Source organism: Rhodocista pekingensis, assembly GCF_042665545.1.
Lineage (GTDB): Bacteria > Pseudomonadota > Alphaproteobacteria > Azospirillales > Azospirillaceae > Rhodocista > Rhodocista pekingensis.
Genome location: NZ_JBHTCM010000003.1, coordinates 43,664 through 58,955, shown reverse-complemented (window position 1 = coordinate 58,955; position 15,292 = coordinate 43,664). Strand labels below are relative to the sequence as shown.

13 protein-coding genes are annotated in these 15,292 nt (G+C 73.9%); 6 read left to right on the top strand and 7 right to left on the bottom strand.

Translation table 11 applies throughout. The annotated features are described in order from the left end of the window. Positions 1-46: 46 nt before the first annotated feature. A complete protein-coding gene (locus ACFQPS_RS00290) occupies positions 47-2,494 on the bottom strand; it encodes a heavy metal translocating P-type ATPase (protein WP_377355450.1) in 2,448 nt (815 codons plus the stop codon). Between the two features lie 161 nt (positions 2,495-2,655). Between ACFQPS_RS00290 and ACFQPS_RS00285 the strand changes: the two genes are divergently transcribed. Further along, positions 2,656-3,399, top strand: coding sequence for an RluA family pseudouridine synthase (locus tag ACFQPS_RS00285; RefSeq protein WP_377355448.1), 744 nt, complete (start codon positions 2,656-2,658; stop codon positions 3,397-3,399). A gap of 35 nt (positions 3,400-3,434) precedes the next feature. Here the strand turns inward: ACFQPS_RS00285 and ACFQPS_RS00280 are convergent, their stop codons facing one another. The 6 genes from ACFQPS_RS00280 to napE are packed head-to-tail and all read right to left on the bottom strand — an operon-like array spanning position 3,435 to position 8,181. Then, positions 3,435-4,094 carry a NapC/NirT family cytochrome c gene (locus tag ACFQPS_RS00280; protein WP_377355447.1) on the bottom strand — a complete coding sequence of 220 codons (660 nt, stop codon included), beginning with the start codon at positions 4,092-4,094 and terminating at the stop codon, positions 3,435-3,437. Then, positions 4,091-4,606, bottom strand: a complete 516-nt coding sequence (locus ACFQPS_RS00275; protein ID WP_377355446.1) for a nitrate reductase cytochrome c-type subunit — start codon at positions 4,604-4,606, stop codon at positions 4,091-4,093. The genes ACFQPS_RS00280 and ACFQPS_RS00275 overlap by 4 nt, the downstream gene beginning before the upstream one ends. A gap of 13 nt (positions 4,607-4,619) precedes the next feature. Next, entirely contained in the window at positions 4,620-7,145 is a 2,526-nt protein-coding gene (napA, locus tag ACFQPS_RS00270) for a nitrate reductase catalytic subunit NapA (RefSeq protein WP_377355445.1), read from the bottom strand. Beyond that, on the bottom strand, positions 7,142-7,429 hold the full coding sequence (locus ACFQPS_RS00265; RefSeq protein ID WP_377355444.1) for a chaperone NapD: 288 nt from the start codon (positions 7,427-7,429) through the stop codon (positions 7,142-7,144). The genes napA and ACFQPS_RS00265 overlap by 4 nt, the downstream gene beginning before the upstream one ends. Then, entirely contained in the window at positions 7,419-7,934 is a 516-nt protein-coding gene (gene napF / locus ACFQPS_RS00260; RefSeq protein ID WP_377355442.1) for a ferredoxin-type protein NapF, read from the bottom strand. Before napF ends, ACFQPS_RS00265 begins: the two co-directional genes overlap by 11 nt. 10 nt (positions 7,935-7,944) lie before the next feature. Next, entirely contained in the window at positions 7,945-8,181 is a 237-nt protein-coding gene (napE, locus tag ACFQPS_RS00255) for a periplasmic nitrate reductase, NapE protein (protein ID WP_377355441.1), read from the bottom strand. A 294-nt stretch (positions 8,182-8,475) separates the two neighbouring features. Between napE and ACFQPS_RS00250 the strand changes: the two genes are divergently transcribed. From ACFQPS_RS00250 to rplU, 5 genes are all read left to right on the top strand, one after another. Further along, complete coding sequence (locus tag ACFQPS_RS00250) at positions 8,476-9,105, top strand: DUF4142 domain-containing protein (protein WP_377355440.1); 630 nt, start codon at positions 8,476-8,478, stop codon at positions 9,103-9,105. Further along, positions 9,102-9,806, top strand: coding sequence for a molybdenum cofactor guanylyltransferase MobA (gene mobA / locus ACFQPS_RS00245; RefSeq protein ID WP_377355438.1), 705 nt, complete (start codon positions 9,102-9,104; stop codon positions 9,804-9,806). The genes ACFQPS_RS00250 and mobA overlap by 4 nt, the downstream gene beginning before the upstream one ends. A 117-nt stretch (positions 9,807-9,923) precedes the next feature. Beyond that, positions 9,924-11,168 carry a metallophosphoesterase family protein gene (locus tag ACFQPS_RS00240; RefSeq protein ID WP_377355436.1) on the top strand — a complete coding sequence of 415 codons (1,245 nt, stop codon included), beginning with the start codon at positions 9,924-9,926 and terminating at the stop codon, positions 11,166-11,168. A gap of 10 nt (positions 11,169-11,178) precedes the next feature. After that, positions 11,179-14,739 (top strand): AAA family ATPase, encoded by a 3,561-nt coding sequence (locus tag ACFQPS_RS00235; protein ID WP_377355435.1) that lies wholly within the window; start codon positions 11,179-11,181, stop codon positions 14,737-14,739. 234 nt (positions 14,740-14,973) lie between these two features. After that, entirely contained in the window at positions 14,974-15,285 is a 312-nt protein-coding gene (gene rplU / locus ACFQPS_RS00230) for a 50S ribosomal protein L21 (protein ID WP_012565679.1), read from the top strand. Positions 15,286-15,292: the final 7 nt, after the last annotated feature.

Genomic DNA, 15,292 nt, shown 5'->3' with positions numbered 1-15,292 from the left:
GCAGGGGGCCGCCGACGGCGAATCGCCCGTAGACCCGACGCCGGGGTCAGGCGCCCGGCCGCCAGCGCCGCAGCAGCAGCGCGTTCGTCACCACGCTGACACTGGAGAAGGCCATCGCCGCTCCTGCCAGCACCGGGCTCAGCAGGCCCAGCGCCGCCAGCGGAATGCCCAGCACGTTGTAGGCGAAGGCCCAGAACAGGTTCTGCCGGATCTTGGCGTAGGTGCGGCGGGAGACGGCCAGCGCATCCGCCACCAGGGCGGGGTCGCCCCGCATCAGGGTGATGCCCGCCGCCTGCATGGCGACGTCGGTGCCGCCGCCCATGGCCAGACCGACATCGGCCGCGGCCAGGGCGGGGGCGTCGTTGACGCCGTCGCCGACCATGGCGACGGTGCGGCCCTCCGCCTTCAGGGCGGCTACCGCGGCCGCCTTGTCCTCCGGCAGGACCTCCGCCAGCACCGTGGGGATGCCCAGGCGGCGGGCCGTGGCCTCGGCGCTGCCGCGGTTGTCGCCGGTCAGCAGCACGGTGCGCAGCCCCGCCGCGTGCAGCCGCTCGACCGCCCGCGCCGCGCTCGGCTTCGGCGCGTCGCCGAAGGCCAGCAGCCCCAGCAGGACGGGACCGGCGGTGTCCGCCAGGAAGGAGACGGTGCGGCCCTCCGCCTGCTGCCGGGCCGCCGCGTCGGCCAGCGGGGCAAGGTCGATCCCCAGCTCCTGCATCAGCCGGGCGCTGCCCAGGCGGAGGTCGCGGCCGGCGACGGTGGCGGCCACGCCGCGGCCGGGCAGGGCGCGCAGGTCGGCGGCCGGCGGCACCGCCAGATGCCGCGCCGCGGCGGCCGTCCGCACCGCCTCGGCCAGGGGATGCTCGCTGCCGGACTGGACCGCCGCGGCAAGGGTGAGCAGGTCGGCTTCCGCGATCCCGGTCGGCACCAGCGCCACGACCGCCGGGCGGCCCTCCGTCAGGGTGCCGGTCTTGTCGAACACCACCGTGTCCACGGCGTGGGCGCGCTCCAGCGCCTCGGCATCCTTGACCAGGATGCCGGCCTGCGCTGCCACGCCGGTGCCCGCCATGATGGCGGTCGGCGTGGCGAGGCCCAGCGCGCAGGGGCAGGCGATCACCAGCACCGAAACGGCGGCGACCACCGCCGTCTCCACCGGGGCCCCCGCCAGCAGCCAGCCGGCCAGGGTGACAAGGGCGATGCCCAGCACGACGGGCACGAAGACGGCGGCCACCCGGTCCACCAGCCGCTGGATCGGCGCCTTCGCGGCCTGCGCGTTCTCCACCAGCCGGATGATGCGGGCCAGCACCGTCTCCGCCCCGACGGCCGTGGTCTCCACCAGCAGCCGTCCCTCGCCATTGACGGAGCCGCCCGCCACCCGTGCGCCCGGCTCCTTCGCCACGGGCAGGCTCTCGCCCGTCAGCAGGGATTCGTCGGCATGGCTGGCGCCCTCGCGCACGATGCCGTCCACGGGAATGCGCTCGCCGGGGCGGACCAGCACCGTGTCGCCGACGCGGACCGCGGCGGCCGGCACCAGCTCCTCCCGGCCGTCGCGCAGGACCCGCGCCGTCTCCGGCCGCAGGGCCGAAAGCGCGCGGATGGCGGCGGTGGTCTGGCGCTTGGCCCGTGCCTCCAGGTACTTGCCCAGCAGCACCAGGGTGATGATGACGGCCGACGCCTCGAAGTAGAGATGCGGCGCCGCTCCCATGGACGGGTCCGCGGTGGCCATCTGCCAGACGCTCAGCGCATAGGCGGCGCTGGTGCCCAGCGCCACCAGCAGATCCATGTTGCCGCTGCCGGCCCGCAGCGCCCGCCAGCCGGCGGCGTAGAAACGGGCGCCCAGCCAGAACTGCACGACGCTCGCCAGGACAAGCTGCGCCCAGCCCGGCAGCATGACGTGCAGCCCCGCGGCCTGGAACAGCATGGGCAGGGCCAGCGGCAGGGTCAGCGCCGCGGCGGCCAGCACCCGCAGCCGCTCCCGCCGGGCCCGCGCCTCGGCCGCGGCATCCGCGTCCGCCGCGGCCTCGTCCTGTCGTGGAACCGCCTGATAGCCGGCGCGCTCCACGGCGGCCGTCAACGCCTCCGGGGCCGTGCCCAGGACGGTGACCCGCGCCGTCTCCGTCGCCAGGGACACATCGGCCGCGAGCACGCCCGGCACCCGCGTGAGTGCCTTCTCCACCCGCGTGACGCAGGAGGCGCAGGTCATGCCGCGGATCTCCAGGTCCAGGGTCTGCGTCGGGGCGTCGAACCCGGTCCGCCGCACGGCATCCAGCAGGGCCGCCGCAGCGGTGCGGGCCGGATCGAAGGCGATGGTGGCGCGCTCCGTCGCCAGATTGACGCTGGCCTCCGCCACGCCCTCCAGCCGCGACAGCGCCTTGCCGATGCGGCCGGCGCAGGCGGCGCAGGTCATGCCGGTGACGGGGAACTCCAGCCGGGCCGTGGTGGCGGCCGGCAGGGCCGTCGGCGCGGTGGAGTGGGCGGTGCTGGGCAGTGCGGTCATGCTCGATCCTCCGATGCCCTTTACAGATGGAGCTTCCAGCCGCTGGAAGGTCAAGGGGGCGGTGGTCCGCCCGCGGCCCGGGGACGCTGCGTGCTCTCATCGCTGACTCGGCGGGGCGGGCCGGGTATAACCCCGGCCGCCAGAACCGCCGGGAGCCGGGCATGCCATACACCGCGGGGGAGATCCGCGCCCGCGTCCTGCACCGGGATGCGGACGTTCTGATCCTCGACAAACCGCACGGCCTGTCGGTCCATTACGGGACCAAGACCGTGGAGCATCTGGAGCAGTACCTGCCCTGGGTCGCCTTCGAGCGGGAGGAGCCGCCGCGACTGGCGCACCGGCTGGACAAGGACACCAGCGGCTGCCTCGTCCTGGCCCGCGACGCCGAGGTCGCCGCCCGGCTGGGCCGGCTGTTCCTGCACGGCCATGTCGGCAAGACCTACTGGGCCGTCGTGCTCGGCCGTCCGCCCGGCGAGGCCGGCCGCATCGACCTGCCGCTCCTGAAGGTCCAGATCCCCGGCTGTTCCAAGGTCGTCGTCGATCCCGACGGCAAGCCGGCCCTGACGGACTGGCGCCTGCTGGCGACCGACGGGCGGCTGTCCTGGCTGGAGCTGACCCCGCGCACGGGGCGCATGCACCAGCTCCGCGCCCACTGCGCCTGTTCCGGCTTCCCGATCCTGGGCGATCCGATCTACGGCGCCGAACAGCCGCCGCCCGTCCCGCTGCACCTGCACGCGCGCAGCGTCTCCTTCCGCCTGGGCGCGGCGGACAGCCCGCCGGTCGCGGCCACGGCCCCGCCGCCCCGGCACATGGCGGCGACGCTGGCGCGCATCGCCGGCGAAGCGGCCCCTGCCCCGGGCTGCTACGACGGGGACCGCACGGCCCTCTCTGAAACGGCCCTCTGAACGAAGGGTCGCGGGGGCGCTGCCGGCCCCCGGTTTCAGCGTGTCGCGGCGGGTGTCGGCCAGGGGCCGGACGTGGCGGGGGTGCCGGCCACCGTCTCGCTCCAGCCCGGCGGCACGCCGTGCATGTCCGGCAGCCGGTGGGCGATGCCCTTGTGGCAGTCGATGCAGGTGCGCTGCCCGGTGAACAGGAAGGCGTCGTGGACCCGGGCGGCGCGCGCACCCTGCCGGGTGATGTCCATGGAGGCCGCGCTGTGGCAGTTGCGGCATTCCAGGCTGTCGTTCGCCTTCAGCCGGGCCCATTCGTGCTCGGCCAGTTCGCGCCGCTTGGCGACGAACTTGTCGCGCGTGTCGATGCTGCCGAAGATCGTGCCCCAGACCTCCTTCGAGGCCTGCATCTTGCGCGCGATCTTGTCCGTCCACCCGTGCGGAACATGGCAGTCCGGGCAACTCGCCCGCACGCCGGAACGGTTGCTGAAATGGATGGTGGTCTTCAGCTCCTCGAAGACGTTGTCGCGCATCTCATGGCAGCCGACGCAGAACGCCTCGCGGTTGGTCAGCTCCAGCGCGGTGTTGAATCCGCCCCAGAACAGCACGCCGGCCAGGAAACCGCCCAGCGTGAGGAAGCCCAGGCTGAGCCGGGTCGCCGGCCGGGAGAAGACCTGCCAGGACCGCGTCAGGAATCCGGGAAGCCTCATCGCCCGCCGCCGTCGCCGGGCGTCGGCTCCACCAGTGCATCGAAGGGCCGGAAGCGGTTCTCCACCACCGGCTGCGCGTCGGTCTGCGGGACATGGCACTGGGTGCAGAAATAGCGGCGCGGCGCCACCGCGCCCAGCGTCTGCCCGTCGCGCGTCTGATAGTGGCTGATGCTGACCATCGGCGCCTGGACCTGCTCGGTATACTGGCGGCTGTGGCAGGTCAGGCACTGGTTGTGTTGGAGATTGACCTGATAGCCCGCGATGTTGTGGGGGATGACCGGCGGCTGTTCGGGATAGTTGCGGGCCCGCCGCCGGTCGTCGGTGATCTCCCTGGCCAGGGGCGGGGCCGCCACTTCGTCGGTGAAGCCGACCGGCGGCCGGAAGGGCGTGGGCTCAACCGTGTTGTCCCGGTCGCCCCGGCCCGTGCCCTCCTGGGCCGCTCCCGGCGCCAGCGCGGTGCACGCGACCACCAGTCCGCCCGAGAGCAGCGCCATCCGCAGGGTTGCGCGCATCCCGTTCCCCTCCCTATGCCTGCACCGGCACTACCTTCACGGCGCATTTCTTGAAGTCGGTCTGCTTGCTGATCGGGTCCGTGGCGTCGAGCGTCACCTTGTTGATCAGCCGCGCGCTGTCGAACCAGGGCACGAACACCACCCCGCGCGGCGGGCGGTTGCGGCCCCGTGTCTCCACCCGGGTGCGGATCATGCCGCGGCGCGACGCCACCTCGACCTCCGAGCCGCGGCGCAGGCCGCGCGCCTTCGCGTCGTCGGGGTGCATGAACACCACCGCCATGGGAAACGCCTTGTAGAGTTCCGGCACCCGCATCGTCATCGAGCCGGAGTGCCAGTGCTCCAGCACCCGCCCCGTCACCAGCCAGAGATCGAATTCCGCATCCGGGGATTCGGCCGGGGCCTCGTAGGGGTAGCTGATGATCTTGGCCTTGCCGTCGGACATGCCGTAGAAGCGCACTCCCTCGCCTGCGGGGACGTAGGGGTCCAGGCCCTCGCGGTAGCGCCAGCGGGTCTCCTTGCCGTCCACCACGGGCCAGCGCAGCCCGCGCACCTCGTGGTAGGTGTCGAAGGGCGCCAGATCGTGCCCGTGATGCCGGCCGAAGGCGGCATATTCCTCGAACAGCCCCTTCTGGACATAGAAGCCGAAATGCTCGGACTCGTGGTTGGCATAGCCCGCCGCGATGTCCGACAGGGGATAGCGGTCCGTCTCCCCGTTGGCGAACAGCACCTGGTAGAGCGTGCGGCCGCGGTAGGCGGGATTGGCGGCCAGGATCTCCTCCGGCCACACCTCGTCCGTCGTGAAGCGGCGGGAGAACTCCATGAGCTGCCAGAGGTCGGAGCAGGATTCTCCGGGGGCGGGGACGAGCTGGTGCCAGAAATGGGTGCGCCGCTCGGCATTGCCGTAGGCGCCCTCCTTCTCCACCCACATGGCGGCCGGCAGCACGAGGTCGGCCGCCATGGCGGTTACCGTGGGATAGGCGTCGGTGACGACGATGAAGTTGTCCGGGTTGCGGTAGCCGGGCCAGGTCTCCTGGGCCGTGTTGGCGGCCGCCTGGAGGTTGTTGTTGCACATCACCCAGTAGGCGTTGAGCTTGCCGTCCTTCAGCATGCGGTCCTGCAAGACCGCGTGGTAGCCGGGTTCGCCGCTCAGCAGGCCGGCGGGGATCTTCCAGATTTCCTCCGCCCGCTGCCGGTGGCCGGCGTCCGTCACCACCATGTCGGCGGGCAGCCGGTGGGCGAACACGCCGACCTCCCGCGCCGTGCCGCAGGCGCTGGGCTGCCCCGTCAGGGAGAAGGGGCCGTTGCCGGGCTGGGAAATCTTGCCCGTCAGCAGGTGGATGTTCGTGACCAGATGGTTGCACCAGACGCCGCGGACATGCTGGTTGAAGCCCATGGTCCAGAAGGACACCACCTTGGTCTTCGGGTCGGCGTACAGCTCCGCCAGCGCCAGCAGGCGCTCCTTCGGCACGCCGGTCAGCCGGGCCGTGTGCTCCAGCGTGTAGGGTCTGACCAGTTCGGTGTAGCGGGCGAGGTCGCAGGGCTTGGCGTCCGCGGCCTCGCGGGCATGGGTCGCCCGCATCTCCAGCTCATGCTCGGGACGCAGGCCGTAGCCGATGTCGGTCGCACCTTCGTGGAACGTGGTGTGCCGGGTGACGAAGTCCTTGTTGATCCGGCCGGTGCTGATGATGTGGTTGGCGATCCAGTTCAGGATCGCCAGATCGGTGCCGGGATGGAAGACCATCGGCACGTCGGCCAGATCGAAGGTCCGGTGCTCGAAGGTGGAGAGCACGGCCACTGTCACATGCGGGGCGGACAGGCGGCGGTCGGTGACCCGGGTCCAGAGGATCGGGTGCATCTCCGCCATGTTGCTGCCCCACAGCACGAAGGCGTCGGCCTGCTCGATGTCGTCGTAGCAGCCCATGGGCTCGTCCATCCCGAAGGTGCGGATGAAGCCCACCGCGGCCGACGCCATGCAGTGCCGGGCATTGGGGTCCAGGTTGTTGGACCGGAAGCCCGCCCGCATCAGCTTGGACTGGGCGTAGCCCTCCCAGATCGTCGCCTGGCCGCTGCCGAACATGCCGACGGCCTTCGGCCCCTTCTCCTTGAGCACCCGCTTCCACTGCCGCGCCATCTCGTCGAAGGCGCGGTCCCAGGTGACCGGCATGAACTCGCCGTCCTTGGCGTAGCGGCCGTCGCGCATGCGCAGCAGCGGCGTGGTCAGCCGGTCGGCGCCGTACATGATCTTGGACAGGAAGTAGCCCTTGACGCAGTTCAGGCCGCGGTTGACCTCGGCCTGCATGTCGCCGTGGGTGGCGACCACGCGGTCGTCCTTGACCCCCACCATGACGCCGCAGCCCGTGCCGCAGAAGCGGCAGGGCGCCTTGGACCAGCGGAGCTGTGCCGCCTCCCCGACCGCGAGCGGGGCCTGCGCCGAGGCCGGCAGGCTGATGCCGGCGGCCACGGCGGCGGTGGCCACCGCCTGGGCCTTGATGAAGTCGCGCCGGGACAGCCCGGTCGGGATCGTCTGCATGCCCGTCATCTCGTCCCCCCTTCCGCACCCGCTTCCCGTTCCGCCACCTCCTGGTGGTGGAACACCATCACCGCCGACATCACGCCGGGCAGGAGCTGGATGCGGGTCAGCGCCTCGGCGATGGCCCCGGCGCTCGCCCCCTCCACCGTCACGATCGCCTTCGCCCCCTCCTCGACCTGGAGTTCGGCGCCCGGCACCCCGGCCAGCCCCGCCCGCACCGCTGCGGCATGGCCGGGGGCGCGCTGGACCAGCAGGCTGGCGATGTGGAGTTCCCCGCTGTCCTCAGTCCCCATGGCCAGCCTCCCCGGGCAGGGCCTCTGCGGCGGCCACCCGCACGACGCCGGCGGGACAGGCGGAGACGCAGGCGCCGCAGCCGGTGCAGGCATCCGCCGCGACCGCGGGATCGGCCCGGCCGCCCAGGCGCACGGCGAAGCGGATGGCGCCGGCCGGACAGGCGTCGCCGCAGCTCCGGCAGTAGGTGCCCCCGGCGGCAAGGCAGCCGGAACCGATCTCCGCCCGCAGCCGCCAGGGCGGCAGGGTCCGCGGCAGGAACAGCGGCTCCGGACAGGCCTCGGCGCAGGCGGCGCAGAAGCTGCACTCGCCGCGGCCGAAATCCATCGCCGGAAAGCCGCCGTCGCCCGTCGTCAGCGGCCCCGGCCCGCAGGCCGCCACGCAGGCGCCGCAGCGGGTGCAGAGATCGGTGAAGGCCCGCTGCACGGACCAGGGGGGCCGGACGGGGTCGGGGATGGGGCGGCCGCCGCGCAGGAAGCGCCGCCGCGCAAGGTCGATGTCGGGCATGGCGGGGCCCCTAGACCTGCGGCGGGCCGGGCGGGCCCATGACGAGCTGGTACATCCAGACCAGGAAGCCGTAACCGCCGACCACGGCCACCGCCAGGAAGGGCCAGATCACGAAGGCCAGGAAGAAGAAGGCGACCAGCTCGACCCGGCGGCGGTCGCGGGAACCGCGGCCGTCGGGGTCGGCATCGGAGGGGCCAGAGGGCGGGGCGGACTGGGCGGACGCGGACGGGGCAGGAGCCTGGGACATGACAACCCTGCTGGGCGAACCGGAGGATCTGGCCGGATGCCGGCCGCCGCGGGAGTCCGTCGGCGGGAACCCCCTCGGCGTGCCCCCCTCGGCGCGCCCCGGTCGGTGAACGGCAGCCTCTGTCCTGCCAACCTGGGGCGGCGCATTTGGTTCCTGGCGTTCCCCCGGCACCGGAATTTGTCCCCGCCGCCTGTTCAGGCGGCCGGGCCGTCACGCGGCCGGCAGCGTTTGGCCGGATAGGAAGCCGTCAGGGGCGGAACGACGATGACAGGGATGAGGCGGATGACGGGCAGGATGGGAAGACGGGCGCCGGCCCTGCTGCTGGCTGCCGCCCTGGCCGGCGCTGCCGCTCTGGCGGCCCCCGCCGGGCAGGCCCGCCCCCAGGGAGCCGGAGCGGCCGATCCTGCGACGGGTGGCCCCGTGGCGACCGGGTTCGACGCCACGCACCTGCAACAGGCCTACCAGCGGGGGCTGGGGGAACTGGCGCAGGCGGAGCTTGCCCTGTCCCGGACGACGCGGCCGGAGCTGCGGGCACTCGCCCAGGCCGCGCGGGAGCGGCTGACCGGGCTGAACGGAACCCTCGCCGAGATCGCCCGCCGGCTCGGCGTCACGCTGCCGACGGAGCCGCTTGCGGAGGACCGTGCCGTGCAGGACCGGCTGGCCACGCTGGAGGACCCGGCCTTCCAGGACGGCTTCCTGCGCGACCGCGCCCAGGGCCTGATGCGGCAGGTGAACACGCTGGAGAAGCTGGCCGCACAGGCCACCGATCCGGCGCTGCGGGACGCGGCGGCGCAGGCCCTGCCCGGCCTGGACGCGCTGCGTCGGCAGGCCCTCGACCTGCGGGTCGCCCTGGCGCCGGTCGGGGACGGGCCGGTGGGTGCCGTGCCGGGCGCGGACCGCCCGGCGGGGACCGCGCCCCCGTGAGAACGGTGGGCGTCATCCTGGCGGGCGGGCAGGCCCGCCGGCTGGGCGGTGGCGACAAGGGGCTGGTGCCGGTCGGCGGGACCCCGATGCTGGAGCGGATCGTCGCCCGCTTCGGCCCGCAGGTGGACCGGCTGGTGCTGAGCGCCAACGGCGATCCGGGACGCTTCCGCCGCCGCCCGTCGCTGGCCGGACTGCCGGTGCTCCCCGATGCCGGCGTGGACGGGGCGCCAGCGGGGGGAGATGAAGACGGCGCCGGCCCCCTGGCCGGCATCCTCGCCGCCCTGGACTGGATCGCCGGGCAGGGGCTTGACGCCGCGCATCTGGTGAGCGTGCCCACCGACTGCCCGTTCCTGCCGGCCGACCTCGTCGCCCGCCTTGCCGCGGCCTCTGGCGCTGCCCCGGCTCCCGGCACGGTGGCCGTCGCCCGTTCCCGCCCGGACGGCAGCGGGCGGACCCCGCCCCGGCTGCATCCCGTGCTGGCGCGCTGGCCGGTCGTCCTCCGCCCCGACCTGTGCTTGGCCCTGCACCGGGACGGGGTCCGCAGCGTCGGGGCGTTCCTGGCGCGCTGTTCCGTGGTCCCCGTCGATTTCGCCCCCCTCGATTGCGGAGCCGGGACCGCCATCGACCCCTTCTTCAACGTCAACACCCCCGGCGATCTGGCCGCCGCCGACCGCCTCGCCCGCGCCCTGGGCACGGACTGACGCAGCCCCCCGACCGGCGGCGGCACGCCGCGCCCCTACAGGAAAGACTTGCAGCGGGCGGCATTTTTCAGAGACTGCGGGCTGTGCCGGACTGCCATGCCTGCCCAGGGTTGAACCATGCTCCGCTTCATCCACGCGGCCGACATCCATCTCGACAGCCCGCTGGCGGGTCTCTGCCTGCGGGCGGAGCATCGCGCCGACGACTTCGCCCGGGCGCCGCGCCGCGCCTTCGAACGCCTGATCGACCACGCGCTGCGGGAGCGGGTGGACCTTGTCCTGATCGCCGGCGACCTGTTCGACGGCGACTGGCGGGACTTCTCCACCGGCCTCTTCTTCGTCTCGCAGATGGCGCGGCTGCACGGGGCGGGCATCCCGGTCGGCATCATCAAGGGCAACCATGACGCCGCCAGCGTCGTGACCCGGGCGCTGAGCCTGCCGCCGAACGTGCATGTCTTCGGCACCTCCCGGCCCGAGACCTGGGAGCCGCCGGGGCTGGGCGTCGCCGTCCACGGCCAGAGCTTCCCGAACCGGGCGGTGCCGGAGAACATCGCGCTGGACTATCCGGCGCCGCGGCCCGGCCTGCTGAACATCGGCCTGCTGCACACTTCGCTGGACGGTCGGCCCGGGCATGCGCCCTACGCGCCCTGCGCCCTGCGCGATCTGGCCGCCCGCGGCTACGACTACTGGGCGCTCGGCCATGTCCACGGGCGCGAGGTGGTGTCGCGGAACCCGTGGGTGGTCTATCCCGGCAATCTCCAGGGCCGCCACGCCAACGAGACGGGGGCCAAGGGCTTCACCCTGGTCACGGCGGAGGGGCAGTCCATCCGGTCGGCGGAGCCTGTCACGGCCGACGTGGTGCGCTGGGCCCGCGTGGCGCTGGACCTGACGGGCTGCGACAGTTTCGACGACGCCTGCGGGCGGATCGGCACGGGGCTGGAGACGGAGCTGGAGGCGGCGGACGGCCGGGCCCTGGCCGTCCGGCTGACGCTCTCCGGCCGCACCGCGGCGCACCGCGCGATCGCCGGCGACCTGGAGCGCATCCGCGCGGAATGCGCCGCCCTGGCCGAGCGGGCCGGCGATGTCTGGATCGAGCGCGTCGTCGTGGAGACGGCGGAGCCCGGCCGCGACGGCCCCCCCTCGGCCGACGCCTTCGCGGAGCTGCTGCGCACGGTCGAGGCCATCAAGGCCGATCCGCAGGAGATGGCCGAGCTGCGCCAGGACCTGGAGCAGGCGCTGGCGAAGGTGCCGCCGCCCGCGCGCCGGCTGGTCGGGCTGGAGGAGCTGGACGACGGGCGTCTGGCCACGGTGCTGGAGGGGGCGGCGGCCACGCTGCTGCACCATCTGCTGGACGGGTCGCGGTAGGGAGGCGGCGGTGCGGATCGACAGGCTTGTTCTGGAGCGTTACGGCCACTTCGAGGACAGGGAGCTGGACCTCTCCGGGTCCGACGTGCTGCTGCACGTCGTCCACGGCCCGAACGAGGCCGGCAAGTCCACGACCTTGCAGGCGATCTACGACCTGCTGTTCGGCTTCGGGCACACGACCGACTACGCCTTCCGCCACGACACCGGCAGCCTGCGGATCGGCGCCACCCTGGTGAACCGGGACGGCCGCTCCTTCGCCTTCCGCCGGCGCAAAGGGCGGGGCGACACCATCCTGTCCGCCGACGGCACCGCCCTGCCGGAGGCGGTGCTGGCCCCGTTCCTGGGCGGCACGACGCGGGAGGAGTTCGAGCGGCTGTTCGGCCTGGACCACCGCCGCCTGCGCGAGGGCGGCGACGCCATGCTCGACGCCCGGGGCGACATCGGCCGCAGCCTGTTCGAGGCGGGCAGCGGCACGGCGGGCCTCTCCGCCGTGGCGGAGGCGCTGAAGGCCGCCGCCGACGAGATCGGTGCCCCCAACGCCCGCGCCTCCGCGAAGAAGCCCTATTTCGCCGCCCTTGCCCGTTTCGAGGAGGCGCAGCGGCGCTGCCGCAACGACGGGCTGCGGACAGAGGACTGGACGAAGGCGGTCCGCGCGGCCGAGGAGGCGCAGGCCCGGCGCGACCGCATCGCCACGGATCTCTCCGCCCTCCAGGCCGAGCGCAACCGGATCGAGCGCCTGTGCCGCGTGCTGCCCCTGCTGCGCCGGTTGGAGGCGCTGGAGGCGCTGCTCGGCACGCTGGGGGACGGCCCCGACCTCGACGACGGGTTCGAGGCCGAGTGGCGCCAGGCGCTGGAGACGCAGCGGGCCCGGGCCGACCAGTTCCGCGCCCGGCGGGAGAACCGCGACGCCGCGAAGGCCGCGCTCGACGCGCTGGGCGGCATCGGGCCGTGGGCGCAGCACGAGAAGACGATCAACGACCTGGTCTCCGGCCTGGGCGAGTACCGCAGCTTCATGGAGTCGATCCCGAACCGGAAGCGCGACCTCGCCGCCGGCGGGGAGCGGATCGCCGACCTGCTGCGCCGGCTGGGGCTGCCCGGCCGCGACCCCGGCAGCGTCGCCACGCTCATGCCGGACGCGGCGACGGTGGCCCGCATCCAGACGCTGCGCACCGGGCGCACCACCCTGGACGCCGACCACAGGAACGCGGCAGAGGAACTGCGCGAGGCGGAACGCCGGACGGCCCGCGCCACGGCGGCCCTGGAGGCGGCCGGAACGCCGGCCGACCCGGCCGACCTGGAGGCGGGGTTCGAGCGGCTGCGGGAGATGGGCGATGTCTGGGCCCCGCTGCGGGAGGCGGACGCCGCCCTCGATCTGGCCCGCCGCGAACTGGCGGACGCCCTGCTGGCCGTGGGCCGCGGCGGCTGGCAGCCGGAGGCGCTGCTGGCGCTGCCCGTGCCGTCGGTGGAGTCCCTCCACCAGTTCGAGGCGCGCCGGAGTGCGCTCACCCGCCGACGGGACGAGCTGGAGGAGACCCGCGCCCGGCTCCAGGCCGAGCTGGACGGCATCGCGCTCGACCTGCGGACGCTCCGGGCCGACGGCGAGGTGCCGACGGAGGCGGCCGTCGCCGCCGCGCGGGAGCGGCGGGACACCGGCTGGCGGCTGATCCGCCGCCGCCATGTCGAGGGGGCGCCGGTCGCCGCGGAGGAGATCGACGCCTTCCGCGCCGGCACGCCGCTGGCGGACGCCTATGAGGCGACGGTGCGCCACGCCGACGGTCTGGTGGACCGCAAGGAGCGCGAGGCCGCGCGGGTGGAGCGGGACAGGCAGCTCCGCGGCCGGCTGGAGAGGACGGAGGCGGAGCTGCGGAAGGCCACCGCCGCCGTGACGGAAGCCGGGGACGCCCTGGCCGCCTGGACCGCCGAGTGGGAGGCGGCGTGGCGGCCGGCGGGCCTCAGCCCCGGCTCGCCCGACGACATGAAGGGCTGGCTGGAGCGGCGGCAGGCCGCGGTCGAGCGGCTGGGCGCCGTCCGCAGGGCGGAAGCGGCCCTGGCGACGCGGCGCGGCGCGGAGGAGGCGCTGCGCCGCGGGCTGCTGGCCCTGGCCGACCGGCTGTCCCTGCCCGACGCCGGGCGGCTGACGACGCCGGAACTGCGCGACGCCGTGAAGGCCGCGGTCGGCCGGGCGAAGGCGGCCTGGACGGAGGCGGCCGCCGCGCGCAAGGCACTGGCCGACGCCCGGACGGAAGAGACCGAGCGCCGCGGCGCCCTGGAGGCGGTGCAACGCCGGTTGGCGGACTGGATGGCGCGCTGGGCCGAGGCCGCGCCGCGGCTCGGCCTGTCGCCCGCGGCCACGGCGGAGGAGGCCGAAGCGGCGCTGGCGCTCTGGCAGCAGGTGGCGCTGGAGGAGAAGGGGCAGGCGGAACAGCGCCACCGGCGCGACCAGATGCAGGAGGCGACGGATGCCTACCGCGCCCGTGTCGCCGCCCTGCTGCGCGACCTGGGCGGGGCCGCCGGCGACATCGACCCGGCGGCGGACCCGACCGAGCTGGTCCCGCTGATCCAGAAGCGGCTGGCCGAGAACCGGGACCTGGGCATCCGGATCGCGGAGGCGCGGAGCCGGCTCGCCACGGCGGAGGACGAGGCGGGCAAGGCCGAGCTGGCGGCGCGCGACGCCGACGACGCCGTCGTCGCCCTGCGCGAGCGGCACGGGCTGGACGCGGCGCTGGACGTGATCGCGGCGACCCGCGCCGCCGCGGAGCGCCGCCGCCTGCGCCGGGAGATCGCCGATCTGGCCGGCCGGCTGCTGGAGGCGGGGGACGGGCTGGACGGGGCGATGCTCCGCGCCGAGGCCGCCACCGTCGATCTTGATGCCGCGATGGCGGAACGCCAGCGCCTGGAGCCGGAGATCACGCGCCTCCAGGCGGAGCTGGAGGCCGCGGTGCAGGAGCTGGCGACCGCCAGGGCCGAGCAGCGGACCCTGGAGAAGAGCGAAGGGGCCGCCGACGCCGCGGGGGAGATGAACAACGCCGCGGCGGAGATCGGGGCGCTGGTCGAACAGTGGCTGCGCACCCGCACGGCCGGAATCCTGCTCAACCGCGCCATCGAGCGCTACCGGCGGGAGAACGAGCATCCGCTCATCAGCCGGGCGAGCGCGATCTTCGCGGCGGTGGCCGGGACCGGGGACGACCCCATCGTCCGGCTGTCGGTGGACTATGCCGACGAGGCCCATCCGGTGCCGATCGCCCACCGCCGCGACGGCCGCCGGGTGCCGGTGACGGGGCTCAGCGAGGGGACGCGGGACCAGCTCTATCTGGCCCTGCGGATCGCGTCGGTGGAGCGCTACATCGAGAACCGGGAGCCGCTGCCCTTCATCGCGGACGACCTCTTCATCACCAGCGACGAGGAGCGGACGGCACCGGGCATCCGGGCCCTGGCCGAACTGGGGCGGCGGACGCAGGTCATCCTGTTCACCCACCATCGCTATGTCGTGGAGGCGGCGCAGGACGCCGTGCCGGCCCGCCAGCTCCGGGTCCATTCGCTGGCGCCGCAGTCGCTGCTGCAACCGGCATAGGGCGGACGCCCGGGGCCTGTATCGGTTCCATGGATCGGGCCGGTGGATCGAACCTGCGGATCGGCCCGTGGATCGACGTTGACAAGGCGGCGGGGGACGTTATAGTCCGCCCCCTCTGGAAACGGGTCGGACCGCTGCCTGCCGGCAGGGGAGCCCGGTCGTTCGTATTTATGGAAGGCGGCCGCCGGTCACGGGTGATCGGTCAGGCACCTGATCCGATCAGTGGTGGGCACAATGTTCGCAGTCATCCGCACCGGCGGCAAGCAGTACAAGGTCGCCAACGGCGACGTGATCAAGGTCGAGAAGCTGGTCGCCGATGCCGGCGCCACCGTCACGCTCGACGACGTGCTGATGGTCAGCGACGCCGGCAAGACCACCATCGGCACCCCGGTGGTTCAGGGCGCTGCCGTCACGGCCGAGGTCGTGGCCCAGTCGCGCGGCCCGAAGATCATCATCTTCAAGAAGAAGCGGCGCCAGAACTACCGCCGCAAGAACGGCCACCGCCAGGACCTGACGGTGCTGCGCATCACCGGCATCCAGGCCTGACCGCCGT

What these genes read in the sequence shown, in the direction of transcription:
- ACFQPS_RS00290 (WP_377355450.1), bottom strand. Translation starts at nt 2,494, where the DNA reads ATGACCGCACTGCCCAGCACCGCCCACTCCACCGCGCCGACGGCCCTG.
- ACFQPS_RS00285 (WP_377355448.1), top strand. Translation starts at nt 2,656, where the DNA reads ATGCCATACACCGCGGGGGAGATCCGCGCCCGCGTCCTGCACCGGGAT.
- ACFQPS_RS00280 (WP_377355447.1), bottom strand. Translation starts at nt 4,094, where the DNA reads ATGAGGCTTCCCGGATTCCTGACGCGGTCCTGGCAGGTCTTCTCCCGG.
- ACFQPS_RS00275 (WP_377355446.1), bottom strand. Translation starts at nt 4,606, where the DNA reads ATGCGCGCAACCCTGCGGATGGCGCTGCTCTCGGGCGGACTGGTGGTC.
- napA (WP_377355445.1), bottom strand. Translation starts at nt 7,145, where the DNA reads ATGACGGGCATGCAGACGATCCCGACCGGGCTGTCCCGGCGCGACTTC.
- ACFQPS_RS00265 (WP_377355444.1), bottom strand. Translation starts at nt 7,429, where the DNA reads ATGGGGACTGAGGACAGCGGGGAACTCCACATCGCCAGCCTGCTGGTC.
- napF (WP_377355442.1), bottom strand. Translation starts at nt 7,934, where the DNA reads ATGCCCGACATCGACCTTGCGCGGCGGCGCTTCCTGCGCGGCGGCCGC.
- napE (WP_377355441.1), bottom strand. Translation starts at nt 8,181, where the DNA reads ATGTCCCAGGCTCCTGCCCCGTCCGCGTCCGCCCAGTCCGCCCCGCCC.
- ACFQPS_RS00250 (WP_377355440.1), top strand. Translation starts at nt 8,476, where the DNA reads ATGGGAAGACGGGCGCCGGCCCTGCTGCTGGCTGCCGCCCTGGCCGGC.
- ACFQPS_RS00240 (WP_377355436.1), top strand. Translation starts at nt 9,924, where the DNA reads ATGCTCCGCTTCATCCACGCGGCCGACATCCATCTCGACAGCCCGCTG.
- rplU (WP_012565679.1), top strand. Translation starts at nt 14,974, where the DNA reads ATGTTCGCAGTCATCCGCACCGGCGGCAAGCAGTACAAGGTCGCCAAC.